A 20,062-nucleotide genomic window follows, 5' to 3' on the forward strand; every position below is an offset into this window, starting at 1 on the left:
GCATGGCGGTGGAGGCCCTCATTGCCTTGCTGATCCTGCTGGGCGCGGCGTTCGTGCTGATCGGCAGCTGGGGGCTGGTGCGCCTGCCGTCGACGATGGAGCGGCTGCACGGGCCGACCAAGGCGACGACGCTGGGACTGGGAGCGCTGCTGATCGGATCCATGATCTTTTTCCAGGCGCGGCTGGGGGTGTGGACGGCGCATGAGCTGCTGATCTGCGTCTTCCTGTTCATCACTGCGCCGATCTCCGCCAACATGATCGCCAAGGTGCACCTGCACCGGCTGCGGACCGGGGCGATCGTCGAGCCGAACAGTATTGCGGGCGATCCGCCGCACCCGGGCGGGGAGGGCGACTGGGCGACGTTCGAGGCGCCGCCCCCGGGCCCGGCGGCGACGGCGGCGGATCGATAGCGGAGACCATTGGCCTCGCCTGCGTCAGCGGCGGCCGCCTAGTGGAAAATTCCGGCCCGCAACGGTTCGAGATAGGCCTGCACCGCCGCGACCGGATCGCGCGCCTGCGCCCAGCGCCGCATGTCGGACGCCGCGCTGACCGCAGCCATGACCGTCTGGCTGGCGACCAGCGGGTCGACCGGCCGGATCGAGCCATCGGCAATGCCGTCCGCGATCGTGCCGGCGACGTGGCGGGTGAGCTGCCCGGCGAGCGCGAGCATGTCGCTGCGAAGCTCCAGTGGCAGCGCCTGATAGGCGCTCATCCGCAGCAGCGGGCTGTCGTCAGTGAACTGAAGGCCGATCAGCGACGCGAGGCTGATGGCGAGGCGTTCGCCCTCGTCATGGCCGAGCCTGTCCCCTTCGGCCTGCGCGGCCTCGATCGTGTCGAAGGAGCGCCGGAAGCAGGCGAGGACCAGATCGTCCTTGTTGTCGAGATGGTGGTAGAAGCTGCCGGTGCTGACCCCCAGCTCGGCCGCGATCCGCTCCACGCTGGCGCCGGCATAGCCATGGGCGTTGATGAGACGGGTGGCGGCGGCGAGGAAGCGGCCCTGCGCGCTGTCCGCCGCATCCACCGGCAGCGGTTCGACGCTGACCGGCCAGGGCGCCGCGCCGCGCGCGAGGCCATGCGCGAGGACGTCGTAGAGCCGTTCCTCCACCCGTGGGAAATCACGTGTCTGGTAACGATCGATCCAGGCGGGAAGCCATTGCAGGCTGGCGGCGAGGTGAGTCGCCGCAATCGCCGAGCCCGAGCCCGAGCCCGAGCCCGAGCCCGATCCCGACGCCGGCGTGCCGGTAGGGGCGAAGAAGCCGCGGATGATCGCGAAGCTTTCGAAATAGGCTGTCTCCAGCGGCTCGCGAGTTTTGGCGTCCAGCGCGCCGATGTCGGACAGGACGGCGAAGTCGCCGGCCTTCCCCTCGCGCGCGCGGCGATACAGATCGAATTGCGCGGCGATGAGGTGGCGGACGCGCGCCTCGGTGGTCGGCTGGCGCGCCGCCTCCCGCGCCGTGTCGAGCGCCCAGTCGAGCGTACGTTCGTAGCAGGCGGCAGCGAGCTGATCCTTGCGCTTGAAATAATAGGTCACGCTGCTGGTATCGAGGCCGAGCGCCCGGGCAACGGCGGTCAGCGTCATGCCACGCGCGCCGTGGCGGTTGATCTGCGCCGATGCCGCATCGAGGATCTGCGAGCGCCGCTGCGTGAAGCGGGCGGTACGATCGTGATCCGAGGAGATCCTGCGTGTCACGGCACGAACATAGGCCATTTCGGCGCGTGGCACTACCCATAGCCATTATTGAAACTTGACAGCCGCGACAGTTCTTCCAAAACTGGTTATGGAGAGGAAGATCATGCGGCGGTACGCGGAACCATTCGCGCCGGCCATCGGTCAGGCATGCCGGATCGGGTCCATCGGGCCGTCGATGGGCGCAACGATGCCGCGAGGCATCGGCCACCACGCGTGTGATCCTTCGTTCCTTCGTCTCGACCCTTCGGCATCGAACATCCTGCGGCGCACAAGCAGGTGGCGGTGGCTGGCGTGGTCGGCGACGGCGTCCCGCATCGCGCGTCCGAATGGCGCGGTGAGCCCCTCAATACATGGAAATGAGAAGCTGATGACGTTGGTCTAGCGGACACGGGAGCGACGCGAGCGCCCCCGGCCGCCTCTTTCAGGAGGAGGAACGGCGATGAAGGCGAGGATGCGGGCAGGCGCGACAGCGATCGCGCTGCTGAGTGGGCATGCGGCGGCGCACGCGAGCGAGCCAGGGGGCGTGCAGGCGGTTCCCCCGAGCGACCCCGGCAATCCCCCGGCGCCAAGAGGCGTTGCCGGCGCTCCACAGGCTGGGCCACAGGCTGGGCCACAGGCGGGGCCGCCAGCGCCATTCGATCTTGCGACGATCAACGACATCGTCGTCACCGCGCAACGCCGGGCCGAAGCGATCCAGGACGTGCCGATCGCGATCAGCGTCTTTGAATCGAGCGACCGCGACCGGCGCGGCATCCGGTCGATCCAAGATTTCGCGAACTTCACGCCCGGGCTGACCTTTTCATCGTCGCTCGACCGGCTGTCGCTGCGCGGCATCGGGCGGCTGACCAACACGATCGGATCGGACCCCGGCGTCGCGATCTACAATGACGGTTTCTACACCGCGTCCAATGCCGAGGCATCCAAGACGCCGATGTTCGTCGAGCGGGTGGAGTTCCTGCGCGGGCCGCAGGGAACGCTGTACGGCCGCAACTCGGTGGGCGGTGCCATCAACGTCATTTCAAAACGGCCTACGGAAGAGCAGGCTGGAGAGTGGCGCTCGTCCGTCGATAATCTGCAGCTGGTATCGGAAGGGTATCTGTCGGGGCCGATCGTGGGCGGGCTGAAGGCCCGGCTGTCCGCGCAGGTCACGCGGGCGACGGGGTCGCGGTACGAGAATATCGCGCGCACCGCGACGTCCCGCGACGAGGGGTTCGTCAATCGCTTCTTCCTGGAAGGGCAGCTTCAGTATGATTTTTCCGACACCACGCAGTTGTGGCTGAAATACAGCCATGCCGAGTGGAACGACAGCAATCCGATCGGCGCGCAGGTCAGCCCCTATGTCACCAATGACATTGACGGGGCGACGGACAATTCGCTGACCCCGGCAGCGGCATTCGGCTATGGTGTTCCCAATCCATCGGTCACCGACCCGCGGCGGATCAACAGCAACACGCTGAACCAGTCGCTGCTGAGCGACAATCATACCATCGTCGCGAACTTCACCGCGGATATCGGCGGCGTGGCGCTGAAATATGTCGGGGGGTACACACAGTATAAATATCAGGCGTTCGCCGACCTGGATTATACCGCCAACCAGCTGGTGGTGACCAATTTCGGTTCTGCGCCGATCCCGGCATTGGCGCCATTCGGGCTGGCCAATGCGTTTCGTACCTATTCCTACAATGCAACCTATGTGCAGGATTATCAGGAGGACAAGAAATACTACACCAACGAGCTGACGTTATCCAATGCGACGCAGGGCCGCTTCAACTGGATCGTCGGCGCGTATCAATTCCACGAGAAATACTTCCAGCCAGTCACCTGGTTCGTCGATGGGGACAATAGCGACACGCTGAGCCAGCGGATTGCGGCGCCGATCTGCGTTGCGCCGGGGACCTTCGCGATCGTGCCCAATTGCCCCACCAATCCGCGGCGCGCCTTTTACGACGGATCGGGGGATTTGCGCACCGACGGCCTCGCGGGGTTTGGCCAGGTCGATTACGAGCTGGTCGATGATCTGAAGGCGACCGCTGGCCTGCGTTATTCCTGGGACAAGAAGCGCGGGTTCGAAAGCTATCGCGTGATCCAATGGCAGCCGGCGGGCGCGGCGACCTATTGCACGCTGACGCCGGGGGCAGATGCGGCCGTCGTCGGGCTAGGCGCGTGCGGCGCGGCGGCGGCGGCGCAGGACCTGACCCGCTTCCTGCTAAACCTGCCCGGTGTTGGCGCGGCGACGCGCGAGCTGGAGGATAGCTGGTCGGGCTTTTCCTGGCGGCTGGGGCTCGACTGGAAAGCGAACAACGACACGCTGGTGTTCGGCAGCTACAACCGTGGCCTGAAGGCGGGCGGATTCAACCTGGGGAGCTATGCCGACAGCCCGGTGGTCGACAAGGAGATCGTCGACGCATTCGAAGTGGGCGTGAAGAGCCGCCCGCTGTCGTCGCTGATGCTGAACGTCACCGGTTTCTATTACGATTACAAGAATGCGCAGATTCCGATCGTGGTGGTGCGGCCGGGATCGACGCTGACCACGACCAATTTCTTCAACATCAACAAGTCGCGGTCGTGGGGCATCGAGGTGGAGAGCGCGTGGAACGTCACGCGGTCGCTGGAAATCTCCGCCAATTATTCGTTCAACGACACCAAGATCCTGCGCGCGCCGCGGCGGTTCGACGATGAGGGGATGCCGGGCAACATCCTGGAGGACATCACCGGCAACCGGCTGCCCGCGGCATCGAAGCACAAGGTCGCCATTTCCGGCCTCTACGATATCGAGGTGGGCGCCAACGACCACATCTTCCTGGCGGCGAGCTACGCCTATCGGTCAGACGCTTATTATTCGGTGTTCGAAAGCCCGATCAGCCGTGCGCCGGGGTGGGACCAGGTCGATGCGCGCATCACCTACACACGGCCGGACGATGGCATCACCGTGATCCTCTACGCCCGCAACCTGTTCGACACGCTGGGCTATGACGGTGCCTTCTCGACCGGCGCGGCGACCAATTACCGCCAGGTCTACAGTTACACCTTCCCCCGCCAGGCCGGGGTGGAAGTGCAATTCAGGTTCTGAAGTTCCGCAGCGGACGCCCCAGCATTGGGGGCGCCGCTGCACGGCATTGCAAGCCTGGGGCATCCAGGCGCACGGTAGGAGAGGATCATGGCCACCATTGCAGCCGGCGTGGCGGAGACACCGAGACGGCCTGCGCCCGCGTCCCTGCCGTTGTCGACGAAGGTCGCGCATGGTTCGGGCGCGATCGCGGGCGGATCGATCATCTATCTTCGGTCGCTGATGCTCCTGTTCTACAGCCAGGTCGTCGGGCTGGAGGCGTGGACGGTGAGCCTTGCGCTGGGCATCGTCATCGCCTTCGATGCGGTGTGGGACCCGGCGATCGGGCATTTTTCCGATACCCTGCGATCGCGCTGGGGGCGGCGGCACACGTTGATGTTCGCCGCACCGATCCCGACCGCGATCCTGTGCGCGATGTTGTGGAACCCGCCGGTCGGCATGTCGCCCGGCATGACCTTTGCCTGGCTGCTGGCGTGCGCCATGCTGCTGAACCTGTGCTACAGTTTCTTCGAGGTGCCGGCCAATGCGCTGACGCCGGAACTGGCGCCGGGATATCATGTGCGCACCAATCTGGTCGCCTGGCGCTGGGTGCTGGGCACGGTGGGGGCGATGATCACGGCCTTCCTTGGCCTCGGCTGGTTCCTGTCGCCCGAGGCCGGCGCGGTCGGGCAGCTGGTGCGATCAGGCTATGGCAAGCTGGGGATTGCGTCCGCGCTGCTGATGCTGACCGCGATGTTCGTCAACGCATTCGGCACGCGGCGGTACCGCAGCGTCCTGTACGAGCCGCCCGAGCGCACCGGCGGGTGGCGCCAGTCGCTGCGCGAGGCGGCGGAGACGCTGCGCAACCGGAACATGGCGGTGGCGGTGGTCGCCGGGGCGCTTGCCGGCATCGGCTTTGGCATCCGTACCGTGCTGGAGGCCTATGTCGCGACGTTCATCTGGGGGCTGCCGGCGTCGGCCTTGCTGCTCACCACGGTCGCGGGGTTCGTCGCGACGCCGTTCGGGGCCATCGTCGGCGCGATGCTGTCGCGGCGGTTCGGCAAGAAGCCGGCATGCATGGGGCTGTTCTTCGTCGGGACGATCCTGGTCAACACGCCGCTGCTGCTGCGGCTGTCCGGCCTGTTCTTCGACAATGGCGATCCGCGGCTGCTGCCGACGCTCGTCGGCTTCGCCTTCTCCTCGGCGGTGCTCTATTATGGCGGGTTCATCCTGGTCAGTTCGATGATCGCGGACATCGTGGAGGATGCGCAGGCAAAGACCGGGCGGCGGTCGGAGGGGCTGATCACGGCGGCCGACCAGTTCATCCAGAAGCTGATCACCGCGATGGGAACGGTGATGGGGGGCTTGATCCTGACGCTGATCGCCTTTCCGCCCCGCGCGCTGCCGGGGCAGGTGCCGGCGGAAACGCTGGCGTCGCTTGGCTGGACGTTCCTGACATTGGTCACGGCGCTGAGCTTCCTGTCGATCGCGGTGTGGAAATTCTACCGCATCGACCGCGCGGGGCATGAGGCGCGGCTGAGCGCGCTCGATGTGCCGGAGGCGCGGGGGATCTAGGGAAGAGAAACCCTGACTCAGGTTAAGAGCGCAGGCGGGATGCGGAACCGGGATGCGGCGTCACGGCTTGTTCCGTGACGCAGCAACGATAGCCGCCAGGAGGCAATCCGATGGCCGACCCCGACACGCGCATCTATGGCATGGCGGATTCCTCCAACCACCAGGCGCCTGGCGACAATGGCATGCGCGGTGAGGGCGCGGCGGATCGCGCGGCACCGGGCTATCACCGAACGGTCGACACGGTGGACGAGGTCATTGTCGTCGAGGAGGTGTCCGGCGTCGCCTATGCCGAAGCGCTCCGCCCGGCGCCGGGCGGTCGCGATCGGGCCCGGGAGACGCGCAGCACCATGCTGCCGTGGATCCTGGTCGCGCTGGTGCTGGGCTATGCCGCCGGGCGCCTGCGCCGCGAGGAGGATGACGAGGACGGTCGTGACGACCGGCTGGCCTTAGCGCCGCCCGCGGCGCTGGCGCGGCCAGCGGGCGAACAGGGCGGGTTCAGCCAGGTGCGCGACGCAGGGCCGGAGGCGATCCGCGATCCGCAGCCGCGCTGGTCGGAAGTGGACGAGGCGTCGGACGAAAGCTTCCCCGCGAGCGATCCGCCGTCCTTTTCGATGCCGGGGCGCTGATCCCGCCGATCAGGACGTGGCGGCGTCGAACAGCGGCAGATCCTGGGGATCGTCGCGGGCGGCAGTGTCGAAGTTCGAGACGGTGACGCCGACCAGCCGGATGCCGGTTTCGGGCGGGTAGATCGAGCGGACGAGATCGAGGCTGGCGCTGACCAGCAGGTCGCGGCTGTCCACCACCTGGCTGTGGCTGCGGCTGCGGGTGATCTGGCGGAAGCTCTGGAACTTGATCTTCACGGTCACGGTACGGCCGAAGGCCTGCGCCTTTTCGCACCACGCCCAGACGTCGTCGGCCATGCGGATGATGCCGGCCTCAATCTCCTGCGGGTCGGTGAGATCGCGGTCGAAGGTGGTTTCGGAGCCGGAGGATTTGCGCACGCGGTTCGGGTTGACCGGGCGGTCGTCGATGCCGCGTGCGATGGCATGATACCAGCCGGCGGAACTGCCGAAATGCCGTTCGAGGAAGTCGCGCGACTTGGCGCGCAGATCAGCGCCGGTTTCGATGCCGAGCCGCTTCATCTTTGCGGCGGTGACGGGGCCGACGCCGTGAAAGCGCGAGACGGGAAGCGTTTCGACCCAGGCGGCGCCCATGTCAGGCGTTACCGCAAACTGGCCGTTCGGCTTGCGATGGTCGGAGGCGAGCTTCGCCAGGAACTTGTTGTACGATACGCCGGCCGAGGCGGTGAGGCCGGTTTCCTCCAGGATGCGCGCGCGGATTGCCTTTGCGGTGGCCCAGGCGGTGGGGAGGCCGGCGCGGTTCTCGGTCACGTCGAGATAGGCCTCGTCGAGCGACAAGGGCTGAATGAGGTGCGTGAATTCGGCGAAGATCGCATGGATCTGCCGCGAGACGGCCTTGTACACATCGAAGCGTGGCGGGACGAAGATGAGGTCGGGACAGCGGCGAAGCGCCGTCACCGAAGGCAGTGCGCTGCGCACGCCAAAGGCGCGCGCCTCGTAGCTGGCGGCGGCCACCACGCCGCGCGCCGCGGCATGGCCGACCGCGACGGGACGGCCGCGCAGCGCGGGATCATCGCGCTGTTCCACCGACGCGAAAAAGGCGTCCATGTCGACATGGATGATCTTTCGAGTCGGACCGCCGGACATGCGGCACGCCATAGCAGCGCGGGAACGGACAGGGAACGATGATCGTCGGGCTGGGCGCGTGCCTCAGTCGCTGCGCAGCCCCTCTGCGGGGGAGGCGCGCAGTGCGGGCAAGCTGCTGAGCACGCCGATGCCAAGCGTGGCGACGATCGCGGCGCCAAGCGTCAGCGCGATCACGAGCGGGTCGGGCGCCCATGTCAGATCGAGCACCTGCGTGACGACGTACCAGCCCCCCGCCATGCCGATGAGCAAAGCAACCCCGGCGAGCAGGAGAGCGAGGAGGGCATATTCCAGCGCCTGCCCGGTGAGCAGCTGCGCGCGGCTGCCGCCCAGCAGCTTCAGGATGATAGTGTCGTATCGCCGCGACTGTCCCGAGGCGGTTACCGCGCCGATGAGGACGACAATGCCGGCAACGACGGTGACGGCGGCCGCGGCGCGGATCGCGATGGCGACGCGGCCGAGCAATTCGCTGATCTGGCCGATCACGTCGCCGGTGCGGAGCATGGTGACGGAGGGGAGCGCGCGGGCCACTTCACCCGCGATCGCGCCGTCGCGGCCGGCGGGGGCATAGACGCTGGCGAGGATGCCGTGGGGTGCTTCCTCGATATAGCCCGGCGAGAAGATCAGCGCGAAGTTGAGGCCGAGCCCCTGCCAGTCGACCTTGCGCAGCGCGGCGATACGCGCGGGGACATCGACGCCGAGTACCGCGACGGTGATCGTGTCGCCGACCTTCAGGCCGAGCTGCTGCGCGGCGCGATCCTCCAGCGAGATGAGCGGCGGACCGCGATAGTCGCGCGGCCACCACCGGCCGGCGACCACGGTGTTGCGCGGCGGCACGGTGGCGGACCAGGTGATGGTGCGGTCGCCGCGAACTATCCATGCATCCTCCGGCAGGTTCTTCATGTCCGCCACGCGTTGCCCCTTGAGCGCGACGATTGAGCCGCGCAGCGAGGGCACCGCCTCGATCGTCGCGGCAGGGGCGGCGCGGCGGACGGCGGCACGGAAGGCGGGTTCATCCTCCGGCTGCACATCGATGGCAAAGAAACGCGGGGCCTTGGCCGGCGCGGCGCTGGCGAGCTCGTTCGACAGGCTGGTGTCGATGACGGCGAGCGCCACGAACAGGGAGAAGCCGAGGCCGAGCGCAACGACCAGCCGGTCGGTCTGAGCACCAGGACGATAGAGGTTGGCGAGCGCCAGCCGGAACAAGGGGCGACGCGGGCGGGGAAGGCGGGACAACGCCGCGCGCAACGCGATCCCGAGCACCCAGAGCAGCGCGAGCACAGCCCCGGTTGCGGCGGTGAAGCCCAGGGCGATCGCGCGGTTGCTGGCGGTCAGCACGGTCAGCGCGACCATCAGGGCAAGGACGACGCCCATGCCGGCGAGGACGCGGGGGGACGGGCGCGTCACGCTGCCGAGGGCGTCGCGCAGCAGGCTGGCCGCCGGGACCGAGCGCGCGCGCGCAAGGGCGGGCAGCGAGAAGAGGAGGGCAACGAGCAGGCTGAGGCCAGCCGCGACCAGCAGCGGCGCGGGATAGATGCCGAGGCGTGGTGGCACCGGCAGCGCGTCCCCCGCGAGCTGTGCGACCAGCCACGGGATCGCGGTGCCGAGCGCCAGCCCGGCGACCACCGCCAGCAAGGCCACCAGCCCGAGCTGGATCAGGAACACCGCGGCGATGGTGCGCGAATGCGCGCCCAGCACCTTCAGCGTGGCGATCATCCGGCTCTTGCGGTTGAGATAGGCGCTGACCCCGCTGCCGATGCCGATGCCGGCGATGACCAGCGCGGCGAGCCCGACGAGCAGCAGGAACTGGCCCAATTGGTCGATGCTGCGCTTCACATTGCCGGAGGCGTCCTCCGGCGTCCGCGCGCTCCACCCGGCGCTGGGGTAGCGGCGGGTGACGGTGTTGCCGACCGATGCCGGATCGAGGCCAGGGCGCAGCAGGATGCGGGTGCGCGCCTGATAGAGGCTGCCGGGTTGCAGCACGCGGGTGGCGTCGAGCCCCGCCATGTCGACCAGGGCCGTCGGCCCGAAGCTGAACCCGAAGGCATCGGGTTCGTCGGCGATCAGGCCGATGATGCGCATCGGGGCGGCGCCGATCCGGACGGTGTCGCCGACCTTCACGTTCAGCCGCTGCGCCAGTGCGGGGGCGATCGCCACCTGGTTGCCGGCAGGGCGTGGGCGCAATGCCCCCGGCTCCAGCGTGAAGCGACCGATCAACGGCCAGGCATGGTCGACGGCGCGCAGGTTGATCAACGCCGGGGTGCCGCCGGTGAGCGGCTGGGCCATGGTGTTGACGGCAATCGTTTCCGACGTTCGGCCGAAGCTGGCGAAGGCGGCGTTTTCCTCCACGGTGGCGCGGCGCTGCGACACGCGCAGTTCGAGATCGCCGCCGAGCAGCTGGCGGCTTTGCGCGTCGAGCGCGCCAGTGATCGAGGCCGACAGCGACCCAATGCCCGCCAGCGCGGCGGTGCCGAGGAAGAGGCAGATCAGCAGCAGCCACAAGCCGCGGCCGCCGGCGCGCAGATCCCGCAGGGCGAGCCGCCAGGCGTTGGTCATGCGGCGGCGGTGTCGCTGACGATGCGACCGTCGGCCAGGGCGATTACCCGTCCGCAGCGCGCGGCGAGCGCGGGATCGTGGGTGATGACGAAGAGCGTGGTGCCCGCGGCGGCATGGCGCGCGAACAGCAGGTCCATGATCGCGGCCCCGGTTGCGCCATCGAGATTGCCGGTCGGCTCGTCCGCGAAGAGGAGCGCGGGGCGCGGGGCGATCGCGCGGGCGATCGCGACCCGCTGCTGCTCGCCACCCGACAATTGGGAGGGGTAGTGGGTCAGGCGATGGCCGAGGCCGACGGCGGTCAGTTCCTCCTCGGCGCGGGCGAACGGCTCCGCCATGCCGGCAAGTTCCATCGGCACGGCGACATTTTCGAGCGCGGTCATCGTCGGCAGCAGGTGGAACGCCTGCAGGATGATGCCGATGCGGCCGCGCCGCGCGATTGCGAGCTGATCCTCGCTCAGCCGGTCGAATTCGAGCCCGGCGACGCTGACGCTGCCGCCGGTGGGCCGTTCCATGCCCGACAGGAGCGCCATCAGCGACGATTTGCCCGATCCGGACGGGCCGAGCAGCGCGACGCTTTCCCCTTGCCGCACCGTGAGGTCGATACCGCGCAGGATCTGCGTGCGGGCCGGCGGACGGCCGAGCGCCAGCGTCAGATTGCGCGCGTCGATGACGATGGTATCGCCGGAGCTGCCATCCGGGCGATCATCCGGGCTGGTGCCGGTCGGCGAAGGAGAAGCGGATGCTGTCACAATGGCGCGGATACAGGGCGATGATGGCCGCTGTCCAATCCTCGGCTGTCGCATTGCTGGCGGTCCCGTGGCTGATCGCGGGCGTGCTGCTGACGGCGACGCCGGTGCGGGCGGAGCGGCTGGTCTGGGCGTTCGGCGACAGCCTGACGGCCGGCTATGGCCTGCCACCGGCGCAGGGCTTTCCGACGCGGCTGGAGGCGGCGCTGCGCCGGTCGATGCCCGACGTGACGGTGCGCAATGGCGGCGTCGCGGGTGACACCTCCGCGCAGGGACGGGCGAGGCTCGCCTGGGGATTGCGCGGGTTGAAGCGCAAGCCGGACCTGGTGATCGTCGAGCTTGGCGCCAACGACATGCTGCGCGGCCTGCCGCCGGCGGCGACCGAGAAGAACCTCGACCTGATCCTGACCGAGCTGAAGCGGCGCGACATCCCGGTGCTGCTGGTTGGGATGCGGGCGGCGCCGAACCTTGGCAGTGATTATCGGCGTGCCTTTGAGGGGCTGTATCCGCGGCTGGCGCGCAAGCATGGCGTGCCGCTCTATCCCTTCTTCCTGGAGGGCGTGGCGGGCAACCCGGCGCTGTTCCAGGCGGATGGGCGGCATCCGAATGCGCGCGGGGTTGAGATCATCGTTCGCCGCATCGTGCCAGCGGTGCGCCAGGCCCTGCCGGCCCGGCGCAGCGCCGCCACGCGTCGCTGAAGCGTCGCCGGTCAGGCGACCGCCGGCAGCTTGTCGAGATATTTGTCGAGCGTGAGCGGGTAATCGCGCACGCGCACGCCGGTGGCGTTGTAGATCGCGTTCGCCACCGCCGCGCCGACGCCGCAGATGCCGAGTTCGCCGACGCCCTTGGCCTTCATCGGATTGGCCTTGTCATCGGCCTCGTCGAGGAAGACGACCTCCTGATGCGGGATGTCGGCATGGACCGGCACCTCGTAGCTGGCGAGATCGTGGTTGACGAAGAAACCGAAGCGCTTGTCGACGGCGAGCTCCTCCATCAGCGCCGAGCCGACGCCCATCGTCATCGCGCCGATCACCTGGCTGCGCGCGGCCTTGGGATTGAGGATGCGGCCCGCGGCGCAGACCGCGAGCATGCGGCGGACGCGGGTGACGCCGGTATAGGCGTTGACGCCGACCTCGACAAAATGCGCACCGAAGGTCGACAATTGCCATTCGTCGTCGAGCTTGCCGAACTCGATCTTCTCATCCGCGACCAGCTCACCCTGAGCGGCGGCATCGCGCAGCGCGGCGGCGCGATTGCCGCTGGTGACTCGGCCGGCGTCGAACACCGCATCGGCCGAGTTGAAGCCGAGCCGCTGGGCGACCTGCTCGCGCAGTTTCACGCAGGCGGCGTACACGCCGGCGGTCGAGTTCGCCGCGCCCCATTGCCCGCCCGACCCGGCCGAGACGGGGAAGGAGGAATCGCCCAGTTTCACCACCACCGCCTCGGCCGGCACGCCCAGCATCTCGCCCGCGGTCTGCGCGAGGATCGTGTAGGTGCCGGTGCCGATGTCGGTCATGTCGGTTTCGACCGTCACGATGCCGTCCGGCGACAGGCGCACACGCGCGCCCGACGTCATGTTGAGGTGGTTGCGGAAGGCGGAGGCGACGCCCATGCCGACCAGCCACTGGCCATCGCGCACCTGCGCCGGCTTCGCCTGGCGGCGGTCCCAGCCGAAACGCTGCGCGCCGTCGGTGAGGCAACGGACGAGTTGGCGCTGCGAGAAGCGGCGCTGCGGTTTCTCGGGATCGACCTGCGTGTCGTTCTTGATGCGGAAGGCGACGGGATCCATGCCGAGCTTCTCGGCCATTTCATCCATCGCGATCTCCAGCGCCATCATGCCCGGTGCCTCGCCCGGCGCGCGCATGGCATTGCCCTCAGGCAGATCGAGTACTGCAAGGCGCATCGCGGTCATGCGGTTGGGGCCCGCGTAGAGCAGCTTGGTCTGCTGCACCGCCGTCTCCGGGCCTCCATCGGGCAAGTCGCCCGAGCCGCTTTCATGGGCGATCGCGGTGATCGTGCCGTCCTTCATCGCGCCGATGCGGATGCGCTGCTGCGTCGCGGGGCGGTGCGTGGTGTTGTTGGCGATGAGCGGGCGTTGCAGCGCGACCTTCACCGGGCGCTTCGCCGCGCGCGCGCCGAGCGCGGCCATCACCGCGTCGGCGCGCACGAACAGCTTCCCGCCGAACCCGCCGCCGATATAGGGCGAGATCAGGCGGACCTTGTCCTCCGGCATGTTGAGCGTCAGCGCGACATCACGCTTGCTCCAGGCGATCATCTGGTTCGATGTCCAAAGGGTCAGCTCGTCGCCGTTCCACACTGCGATCGAGGCGTGTGGCTCCATCATCGCGTGGCTGTGATCGGGGGTGTGATATTGGGCGTCGAGCTTCACCGGGGCGGCGGCGAACGCCTCCTCGAACTTGCCGACGCGCTCCACCGGCGAGCTGCCGCTGTTCGGGCCGCCCGACCCGCCGACGAGCGGCGCGACCTTCAGCTGTTCGGTGAGGTCATAGCGGCCATTCGCGCGCGCATAATCGACCCGTACCAGACCGGCTGCGGCACGCGCCTGTTCGAAGGTTTCGGCCACCACCAGCGCGACCGCCTGATGGTAATGTTCGACCTCGGGGCCGGCGAGCAGCTTCGCCGTGTTGTTCTTGCCCTTGCCGAGCTTGCCTGCATCGGCCGCGGTGACGATGGCGATGACGCCGGGCGCGGCCTTGGCCGCCGCGGTGTCGATACGGGTGATGCGCCCCTTCGCCACGCCGGCGCCGACGATATAGCCATAGGCCGGATTCTCGATCCCCTCGTGATGCTCATAGGCGTAGGGCGCAAGGCCGCTGGTCTTGAGCGGGCCGTCGATGCGATCGTGCGCACGACCGACGACCTTCAGGCGGTCGATCGGGTTCTGACCCTCGGCAGTTTCGAACTTCATGGGATCAGGCCTTCGCTTGAGCGATCACGGAAGCCAGCGCGCGCGTGGCGAGCGGCAGCTTGAACGCATTGTCCTTGGTGGGGGTCGCGCCCTGGAAGGCGCGCGCGGTCACCGCCGCCGCGCCCTGCGGCAGCAGCGCCTCCGCCTCCTCCACGCGCCACGGCTTTGGCGCGACGCCGCCAAAGGCGACGCGGCCGGTGCCATCGGGCTGGATCACCGCCGCGACCGAGACCAAGGCAAAGGCGTAGGAGGCGCGATCGCGCACCTTTTCATAGAAATGCTTGCCGCCGAGCGGGGCGGGAAGGGTGACCGCAGTGATCAGCTCACCGCGACTGAGCACCGTATCCTGTTCCGGCCGGTCGCCCCACAAGCGATGGAAATCGGCAATCGGGATCGAGCGGCGCTGCCCCTGCGGGTCGACCGTTTCCACCACCGCATCGAGCAGCCGGAGCGCCACGGGCATGTCGCCGGGGAAGGTGGCGATGCATTTGTCGGACACGCCGATGACGCCAAGCTGGCGCGAATAGCCGCCGATCGCGGCGCAGCCTGAGCCGGGCTTGCGCTTGTTGCAGGGCATGTTGACGTCGTAGAAATACGGGCAGCGCGTACGCTGGAGCAGATTGCCGGCGGTCGACGCCTTGTTGCGCAGCTGGCCGCTGGCGCCGGCAACGATCGCGCGGGTCAGCACGCCATAATCGCAGCGTACGCGATCGTCGGCGGCGAGCGCGGTGTTGCTGACCAAGGCGCCGATGCGCAGGCCGCCCTCGGGCGTCGCCTCGATCCGGTCCAGATCGAGATCCTGCACGTCGACAAGATGGGTCGGTGTTTCCACCTCGATCTTCATCAGGTCGAGGAGGTTGGTGCCGCCGGCGATGAACTTTGCCCCCGGCTTCGTCGCGACGATGCGGGCGGCGGCGACGGGATCGGTCGCCCGTTCGTAAGTGAACGCCCTCATGCCTTTGCCCCCGCGACGTCAGCGCCAGCGACCTCGGCCATGGCATCGGCGATGTTGGAATAAGCGCCGCAGCGGCAGATGTTGCCGCTCATCCGTTCGCGCATTTCAACGGTGGTGAAGCCCGGACGCTGGGCAACGTCCGCCTGAACGTGGCTGGGAATGCCGGCCTTGATCTCCTCCAGCACGGCGACCGCGGAGCAGATCTGCCCCGGGGTGCAATAGCCGCATTGATAGCCGTCGTGCTTCACGAAGGCGGCCTGCATCGGATGCAGCTTCTCCGGCGTGCCGAGCCCTTCGATCGTGGTGATCGCGTCGCCTTCGTGCATCACCGCAAGGCTGAGGCAGGAATTGATCCGCTGCCCATCGACGATTACGGTGCAGGCGCCGCACTGGCCATGATCGCAGCCCTTCTTGGTGCCGGTGAGCGTGAGATGCTCCCGCAATGCATCGAGGAGGGTGGTACGCGGATCGAGCGTCAGCGAACGCGGTTCGCCGTTCACGGTGAAACGGACGGGCATCATCGGCGCCTCCGGCTTCCTGGGCGGGGGAAGGGGCGCACCATGCGCCGGCGTGGCAGCGACCGCGACCGTGGCGGCGCTGCCGGCAAGCACGCCGCGGCGGGACACGCCCATTTCAATCTTGTCCGACATGGACAGTAATTCTCCTGTTGGATCAGCTTTGCGGCAGCGCGCTGGACATGCGCATGTGCAGCATAACGTCGGTCATGGCGATTGGAGCCGTAAGCCGGTCAAGACGCAAGAATAAACACCGATCGTGCATCGGCCCGCGGTAATAGAGAAAAGCAGCGTTTCCGTCTTACCTCAGGCCGTCGAGTGTTCGGGCTCGACAAGAGGGATCAATCGCGCAGTTCGGAGAACCAGCCGAGCCGCCGCATCAGCAGCTTTTCCAGTTCCAGCACGATCATCAGCGTGGCACCGACGGCAATGATCATCATGCCATCGACCAGGGTCAGCGGACGACTGCCGAACACGCGGTTCATGAATGGTGCGAAGGTGAACAACAATTGCAGCGCGATCAGGACGGCAATGGACAACAATACCAGCGGCGTTCCGAGCACGCCTGTCCAGCTGAACGACGTGAGGTGAAGGTAACGCACGTTGAACAGGTAGAATATTTCGCCAACGACGAACATGTTGACGACCATCGTGCGGGCGACCTCAAGCCCTCGCCCCTGATCCAGCGTGTAGAAAAAGATGCCGAGCGTGGCGATCGCCAACAGGATCGACACGATCACGACCCGCCATAACAGAAAAGGCGAAAGCAGCGGCGCGTCACGACGGCGGGGCGCTCGCTGCATCACGCCGGGCTCCGACGGCTCGAAAGCCAGGATGAGGCCGAGCGTTATTGACAGCACAAGATTGATCCACAGGATCTGCGTCGCGGTCATCGGCAGTGCAAAGCCAAGGATGATGGCGAGGACGACCGTGAGCGTTTCCCCCCCGTTGGTGGGAATTTCCCAGGTAATCACCTTGCGGATGTTGTCGTACACGGTGCGCCCCTCGCGCACCGCGCTGACGATCGAGGCGAAATTGTCGTCGAGCAGCACCATTTCCGCGGCTTCCTTGGCCGCAGCGGTGCCCTTGATGCCCATAGCGACCCCAACGTCGGCCTGCTTGAGCGGGGGCGCGTCATTGACCCCGTCGCCGGTCATCGCGACGGTCAGCCCGTGCGACTGGAGCGCGCGCACGATGCGCAGCTTGTGCTCCGGGCTGGTGCGCGCGAACACCGCGGTGCCACGCACATTGGCGGCGAGCGTCGCGTCGTCCATCGCCTCGATCTCGACGCCGGTCAGCGCGCGCGGATCGAGCGCGAGATCGAGCTGGCGCGCGATGGCGAGCGCCGTGGCGGCGTGATCCCCAGTGATCATCTTCACATCGATGCTGGCCGAATGCGCCTGCGCGATTGCCGACGCGACCTCGTCCCGCGGGGGATCGATGAAGCCGATGATGCCGAGGAAGGTGATCCCGCTCCTGACATCATCAAAGGTGAGGGTGCCGTGATCGTCGGCAAAGGTCTTCATGCCGAAGGCGAGGACACGTTCACCCGAGGAAGCGGCGTCGGCCGCACGCTGCGTCCATCGGTTGATGTCGAGCCCGGGCGCCGCCATGCCGAACAATGTTTCAGGCGCGCCCTTGATATAGGCGACACGGCCGCCGTCGGGATCCTGGTGGAGCGTCGCCATGAAGCGGTGCGCCGCATCGAAGGGAATGGAGTCGCAGCGCGGCCAGCTGCTGCGTACCGCGTCGACATGCTCCCCGGCTTTGCGGGCAAGGACGAGCAGCGCGCCCTCCATCGGATCGCCCTCGACCCGCCATTCGCCGTCCGCTTGGCGCAGCTCCGCGTCGTTGCACAGTTGCGCGCACCACAGAAGCTCCGCCCCCGCCGCGGCGATTGCGGGCGTGCCGCGCACCTCGCCGGCGGCGGGATCATAGCCCGCACCGGTGATCGACCACTGCCCCGTGGCGGCGATCACCGAGCGGACGGTCATTTCGTTGCGCGTCAGTGTGCCCGTCTTGTCGGTGCAGATGACGGAGGTGGCGCCGAGTGTCTCGACCGCGGGCAGCTTGCGAATGACAGCGTGGCGATGCGCCATCCGTCGCACGCCGATCGCCAGCGTGATGGTGATGACGGCGGGCAGCCCCTCCGGCACGATGCCGACTGCGATCGCCACCACCGCGATCAACGCGTCGATCCAGTCATAGCCGCGCACGGCAACGGCAAAGGCGAACAGAAGGACGCCGCCCATCAGAACGAACCAGGTGAAGCGCCGGGCAAAGTGATCGATCTGTTCCAGCAGCGGCGTCGCCATCGGGGTGACGGCGTGGATCATCGTGCTGATGCGGCCGATCTGGGTCGCGACGCCGGTCGCGACCACCACGCCCGTCGCTTGGCCCGCGGCGACCAGCGTACCGGAGAATGCCATGTTGTGCCGGTCGGCAAGCGGGGCGTCGGCGGGAAGCGGCGCGACGTCCTTGCCCGCGGTGACGGATTCGCCGGTCAGCAGTGCCTCGTCCACCAGCATGCGATGTGTTTCAATCAGGCGCAGGTCGGCGGGGACGCGATCGCCTGCCTCCAGCAGCACGATGTCGCCGGGCACCAGATCGGCGACCTCCACGGTCACGCGGTGGTCCTCACGCAGGACCGAGGCATGGGGCGCGACCAGTTCTTTCAACGATTCCAGCGCACGCTCCGCGCGGCCTTCCTGGATGTAGCCGATCACCGCATTGGCTAGCACCACCGCGATGATCACCGCGGCGTCGATGGCATGATCGAGCAGTGAAGCGGCCAGCGCACCGCCGAGCAGGACGTAGATCAGCGTGTTGTTGAACTGCGCAAGGAAGCGCATGAGCGGGTTGCGGCGAGGCGGGGCGGGGAGGAGGTTCCGGCCGTAGCGTCGCCGGCGCTCCGTGATGCTGTCCGGAGAAAGCCCGCCCGGGCCGGTTTCAAGCGTGGCGCAGACGTCCTCTGCGGCCAGGGCGTGCCATGCGTGATCGTTTCCCGCGTCCGTCAAGACGCCGCCGCGCAGCCGTTGGCGCTTGTCCTGCGCCGGGTTGCCCGTGCGATCGCTGCCATCATCACCCGCTTCTCCCCGGATGTCGCCGTCATTCCAACGCATGGTGTGGTAAAGCGCTCCCCCTTCGGCCGCCCCGGCGTGCGGGCATCGTGCCGATCACGCGGTTGTGCCGTGCCGCTGGGCGTGCTGCTATCCGTGCGGTCCGCACGTTGACGATCACGAACCGAGGGAGATGACAGGTGAAGATCGCGGTTTTCAGCGCCAGGTCGTACGACCGCACGTTCCTGTCGCAGGCCAACGAAAGGCTGGGCAACCAGCACGAACTGGCCTTCCTGGAGCCACGGCTCGAGGCCAAGTCGGCGACGCTCGCGGCGGGGGCGCCGTGCGTCTGCGCCTTTGTCGACGATCACCTCGATGCCGAGACGCTGGCGACCCTGCATGACGGGGGGACGCGGCTGGTGGCGCTGCGCAGCGCCGGGTACAACAACGTGGACCTGGCGGCGGCGCGCGCCCTGGGGATCGTGGTCGCGCGCGTCCCGGCCTATTCGCCCGAGGCGGTGGCGGAGCATACCGTCACGCTGATGCTGTCGCTCAACCGCAAGATCTATCGCGCGCGAGACCGGGTGAGGGAGGGCAATTTCGCGCTCGACGGGCTGATCGGGTTCAACATGCAGGGGCGGACGGTGGGGATCATCGGGACCGGCCTGATCGGCCTGGCGACCGCGCGCATCCTCGCCGGGTTCGGGTGTCGCCTGCTGGCAAGCGATCCGGTGCACCAGCCGGCCTTCGAGGCGCTGGGCGGCAGCTATGTCGAGGTGCCGGAGCTGCTGCGGGAATCGGATATCGTCACGCTGCACTGCCCGCTGACCACGACCAATCATCACCTGATCGATCATGCGACGATTGCCGGCATGAAGCGCGGCGCGATGCTGATCAACACCAGCCGTGGCGGGCTGATCGATACGCGCGCGGTGATCAACGGGTTGAAATCGGGTGCGATCGGCACGCTGGGGCTGGACGTCTATGAGGAGGAGGACGGGATGTTCTTCTCCGACCAGTCCAACAGCATGATCCAGGATGACGTGTTCGCGCGGCTGCTCACCTTTCCCAATGTGCTGGTCACCGGGCATCAGGCGTTCTTCACCGTGGAGGCGATGACCAGCATCGCCGAGACCACGATCCGCAATGTGAGCACGTTCGAGGCCACGGGACGCCCCGATCACGAGGTGCAGGCCGACTGAGCGCCGGAACGGCGCGAGGAGGGCGCTGCGGACGCTGCGGCGCTTTAACTTTGTCATAAAGCTAA

Annotated in this window: 14 protein-coding genes; 6 read left to right on the plus strand and 8 right to left on the minus strand. The window is 67.6% G+C overall.

Features of this window, described 5'->3' with window-relative positions:
* Positions 1-2 precede the first annotated feature (2 nt).
* Positions 3-410 carry a Na+/H+ antiporter subunit G gene (locus ACH0BU_RS05295; RefSeq protein WP_296221810.1) on the plus strand — a complete coding sequence of 136 codons (408 nt, stop codon included), beginning with the start codon at positions 3-5 and terminating at the stop codon, positions 408-410.
* A gap of 38 nt (positions 411-448) precedes the next feature.
* Here the strand turns inward: ACH0BU_RS05295 and ACH0BU_RS05300 are convergent, their stop codons facing one another.
* Positions 449-1,723, minus strand: coding sequence for a TetR/AcrR family transcriptional regulator (locus ACH0BU_RS05300; RefSeq protein ID WP_500263848.1), 1,275 nt, complete (start codon positions 1,721-1,723; stop codon positions 449-451).
* Positions 1,724-2,129: 406 nt separating this feature from the next.
* On the opposite strand from ACH0BU_RS05300, the gene ACH0BU_RS05305 reads away from it, so the two are divergent.
* The 3 genes from ACH0BU_RS05305 to ACH0BU_RS05315 all read left to right on the plus strand — a co-directional run bounded on the left by ACH0BU_RS05305 (position 2,130) and on the right by ACH0BU_RS05315 (position 6,937).
* Complete coding sequence (locus ACH0BU_RS05305) at positions 2,130-4,760, plus strand: TonB-dependent receptor (protein ID WP_296222678.1); 2,631 nt, start codon at positions 2,130-2,132, stop codon at positions 4,758-4,760.
* Between the two features lie 87 nt (positions 4,761-4,847).
* Positions 4,848-6,311 (plus strand): MFS transporter, encoded by a 1,464-nt coding sequence (locus ACH0BU_RS05310; RefSeq protein ID WP_046411410.1) that lies wholly within the window; start codon positions 4,848-4,850, stop codon positions 6,309-6,311.
* A gap of 110 nt (positions 6,312-6,421) precedes the next feature.
* Complete coding sequence (locus ACH0BU_RS05315) at positions 6,422-6,937, plus strand: hypothetical protein (RefSeq protein WP_348639391.1); 516 nt, start codon at positions 6,422-6,424, stop codon at positions 6,935-6,937.
* 9 nt (positions 6,938-6,946) lie between these two features.
* On the opposite strand, the gene dinB is transcribed toward ACH0BU_RS05315, so the two are convergent.
* The 3 genes from dinB to ACH0BU_RS05330 all read right to left on the minus strand — a co-directional run bounded on the left by dinB (position 6,947) and on the right by ACH0BU_RS05330 (position 11,265).
* Positions 6,947-8,038: a DNA polymerase IV gene (dinB, locus tag ACH0BU_RS05320; RefSeq protein WP_145119685.1), complete on the minus strand. Its 1,092-nt coding sequence runs from the start codon at positions 8,036-8,038 to the stop codon at positions 6,947-6,949.
* A 63-nt stretch (positions 8,039-8,101) separates the two neighbouring features.
* Positions 8,102-10,591, minus strand: a complete 2,490-nt coding sequence (locus ACH0BU_RS05325) for an ABC transporter permease (protein ID WP_296219328.1) — start codon at positions 10,589-10,591, stop codon at positions 8,102-8,104.
* Positions 10,588-11,265 carry an ABC transporter ATP-binding protein gene (locus ACH0BU_RS05330; RefSeq protein WP_500263865.1) on the minus strand — a complete coding sequence of 226 codons (678 nt, stop codon included), beginning with the start codon at positions 11,263-11,265 and terminating at the stop codon, positions 10,588-10,590. The genes ACH0BU_RS05325 and ACH0BU_RS05330 overlap by 4 nt, the downstream gene beginning before the upstream one ends.
* A gap of 98 nt (positions 11,266-11,363) precedes the next feature.
* Here ACH0BU_RS05330 and ACH0BU_RS05335 point away from each other — a divergent pair, with 98 nt between their 5' ends.
* A complete protein-coding gene (locus ACH0BU_RS05335) occupies positions 11,364-12,035 on the plus strand; it encodes an arylesterase (protein WP_296219348.1) in 672 nt (223 codons plus the stop codon).
* An 11-nt stretch (positions 12,036-12,046) separates the two neighbouring features.
* Here the strand turns inward: ACH0BU_RS05335 and paoC are convergent, their stop codons facing one another.
* The 4 genes from paoC to ACH0BU_RS05355 form a co-directional block, all read right to left on the minus strand.
* Positions 12,047-14,266: an aldehyde oxidoreductase molybdenum-binding subunit PaoC gene (gene paoC / locus ACH0BU_RS05340; RefSeq protein ID WP_296219329.1), complete on the minus strand. Its 2,220-nt coding sequence runs from the start codon at positions 14,264-14,266 to the stop codon at positions 12,047-12,049.
* A gap of 4 nt (positions 14,267-14,270) precedes the next feature.
* On the minus strand, positions 14,271-15,221 hold the full coding sequence (locus ACH0BU_RS05345; RefSeq protein WP_500263849.1) for an FAD binding domain-containing protein: 951 nt from the start codon (positions 15,219-15,221) through the stop codon (positions 14,271-14,273).
* A complete protein-coding gene (gene paoA, locus ACH0BU_RS05350) occupies positions 15,218-15,871 on the minus strand; it encodes an aldehyde dehydrogenase iron-sulfur subunit PaoA (protein WP_296219332.1) in 654 nt (217 codons plus the stop codon). Before paoA ends, ACH0BU_RS05345 begins: the two co-directional genes overlap by 4 nt.
* A 206-nt stretch (positions 15,872-16,077) precedes the next feature.
* On the minus strand, positions 16,078-18,858 hold the full coding sequence (locus ACH0BU_RS05355; RefSeq protein ID WP_314470154.1) for an HAD-IC family P-type ATPase: 2,781 nt from the start codon (positions 18,856-18,858) through the stop codon (positions 16,078-16,080).
* 137 nt (positions 18,859-18,995) lie between these two features.
* Here ACH0BU_RS05355 and ACH0BU_RS05360 point away from each other — a divergent pair, with 137 nt between their 5' ends.
* Complete coding sequence (locus ACH0BU_RS05360; RefSeq protein ID WP_046411401.1) at positions 18,996-19,997, plus strand: 2-hydroxyacid dehydrogenase; 1,002 nt, start codon at positions 18,996-18,998, stop codon at positions 19,995-19,997.
* Positions 19,998-20,062: the final 65 nt, after the last annotated feature.

It is taken from the genome of Sphingomonas olei (assembly GCF_045369765.1).
GTDB classification, from domain to species: domain Bacteria; phylum Pseudomonadota; class Alphaproteobacteria; order Sphingomonadales; family Sphingomonadaceae; genus Sphingomonas; species Sphingomonas panaciterrae.

Excerpts from the sequence above, each read along its gene's own strand:
- ACH0BU_RS05295 (WP_296221810.1), top strand. The coding sequence starts at position 3 with ATGGCGGTGGAGGCCCTCATTGCCTTGCTGATCCTGCTGGGCGCGGCG.
- ACH0BU_RS05305 (WP_296222678.1), top strand. The coding sequence starts at position 2,130 with ATGAAGGCGAGGATGCGGGCAGGCGCGACAGCGATCGCGCTGCTGAGT.
- ACH0BU_RS05310 (WP_046411410.1), top strand. The coding sequence starts at position 4,848 with ATGGCCACCATTGCAGCCGGCGTGGCGGAGACACCGAGACGGCCTGCG.
- ACH0BU_RS05315 (WP_348639391.1), top strand. The coding sequence starts at position 6,422 with ATGGCCGACCCCGACACGCGCATCTATGGCATGGCGGATTCCTCCAAC.
- dinB (WP_145119685.1), bottom strand. The coding sequence starts at position 8,038 with ATGTCCGGCGGTCCGACTCGAAAGATCATCCATGTCGACATGGACGCC.
- ACH0BU_RS05325 (WP_296219328.1), bottom strand. The coding sequence starts at position 10,591 with ATGACCAACGCCTGGCGGCTCGCCCTGCGGGATCTGCGCGCCGGCGGC.
- ACH0BU_RS05335 (WP_296219348.1), top strand. The coding sequence starts at position 11,364 with ATGGCCGCTGTCCAATCCTCGGCTGTCGCATTGCTGGCGGTCCCGTGG.
- paoC (WP_296219329.1), bottom strand. The coding sequence starts at position 14,266 with ATGAAGTTCGAAACTGCCGAGGGTCAGAACCCGATCGACCGCCTGAAG.
- ACH0BU_RS05345 (WP_500263849.1), bottom strand. The coding sequence starts at position 15,221 with ATGAGGGCGTTCACTTACGAACGGGCGACCGATCCCGTCGCCGCCGCC.
- paoA (WP_296219332.1), bottom strand. The coding sequence starts at position 15,871 with ATGTCGGACAAGATTGAAATGGGCGTGTCCCGCCGCGGCGTGCTTGCC.
- ACH0BU_RS05355 (WP_314470154.1), bottom strand. The coding sequence starts at position 18,858 with ATGCGTTGGAATGACGGCGACATCCGGGGAGAAGCGGGTGATGATGGC.